A 1,237-nucleotide genomic window follows, 5' to 3' on the forward strand; every position below is an offset into this window, starting at 1 on the left:
GGCGGCGTGGCTGCCGGGGCGGCGGCGCGGCTCGCGGCGGTCAGGCGGGGTCGGCGTGCCCGAGACGCCAGTAACCCATGAAGGCCACAGCCCGTCGGTCCAGCCCTCGCTCGGTGACCAGGTGCCGCCGCAGGGTGCGGATCACGCCGGCCTCCCCGGCCAACCACGCGTACAGGGGCGCCGCGGCCACCTCCTCGGGGACCTCCCACAGAATCTCGGTGTCCACGTCCAGGTCCGCGACGGGTTGCCCGGTCCCGGACGGGCCCGGGAGCAGCAGTTCCTCCGCTGCGGCGGCGACCGCGGGCACCAGCCGGCTGCCGTGTGCGTCGAGGCCCCGAGGAAGCCAGCGGACCTCGATGCCGGGGGGTGTGATCAGCGACAACACGTCGTCGGCGTCGGGCACCTCCAGCAGGACCGTGCCCCGGGTGTCGAGGGGGAGCCGCTCGCAGATGCTGGCGATCGCCGGTACGGCGGTCTCGTCCCCGGCCAGCAGCAGGCAGCTCCCGGTCGACGGCCGGAACTCGATGCCGCCGTGGCTGCCGTCGTAGCCCGCGTCCGGACCGACGAGGGCGATCTCGTCGCCGACGCTCGCGCGCCGAGCCCAGCGCGTCGCCGGACCACCATCGCCGTGCAGCACCAGGTCGACGTCGACCTCGGCCAGGTGGGGCCGAACCGCCCGCACCGTGTAGGTGCGAATCGGGTTGCGCAGGTGCTCGGGCAGAGCCCGCCAGGCCGCGTACCAGTCCGCGCCACCGGCGAGGTTCACCCCGTGTTGGCCGGGCATTGGCAGCACCAGCTTGATCCGCTGGTCGTACCCGTTGTCCGCGAAGCGGTCGAGGTCGACGCCGCTGAAGGTCACCCGGACGAAGGACGGGCTGAGTCGGCGTAGCGCCGCGACGGTGACGGTGAACACGCGCCAGGGGGCGATGGGCAGGGTCTCGGTCATGGTGCCTCTCTCGGCTCGGCAGCTAGCGGGGGTTGTTCGTCATGGCGCGGGAGCGCCACAGCAGCCAGACGAAGTACGGGGTGCCGATCATGGCGGTGACCAGGCCGGCGGGGACCTGGGCCGGAGCGATGATCGTCCGGCCGAGGGTGTCGGCGATGCTGACCAGCGCCGCGCCGAGCAGGGCGGCCACCGGAAGCACCCGGGAGTGCCGCCCGCCCACCAGAGCCCGCGCGGCGTGCGGGGCGACCAGGCCGACGAAGCCGATGACCCCGACGGCCGAGACCGCTGTGG

General features: G+C 74.1%; 2 protein-coding genes. Both read right to left on the reverse strand.

Annotated elements, in window-relative coordinates; all coding sequences use genetic code 11:
* Window positions 1–40: 40 nt before the first annotated feature.
* On the reverse strand, window positions 41–946 hold the full coding sequence (locus tag ACWCO3_RS34665) for a siderophore-interacting protein (RefSeq protein ID WP_450014239.1): 906 nt from the start codon (window positions 944–946) through the stop codon (window positions 41–43).
* A gap of 22 nt (window positions 947–968) precedes the next feature.
* Window positions 969–1,237, reverse strand: a 269-nt coding sequence (locus tag ACWCO3_RS34670; RefSeq protein WP_450014241.1) for an iron chelate uptake ABC transporter family permease subunit, incomplete at its 5' end; no start/stop codon positions are given.

The organism is Micromonospora sp. NPDC002411, from assembly GCF_053592955.1.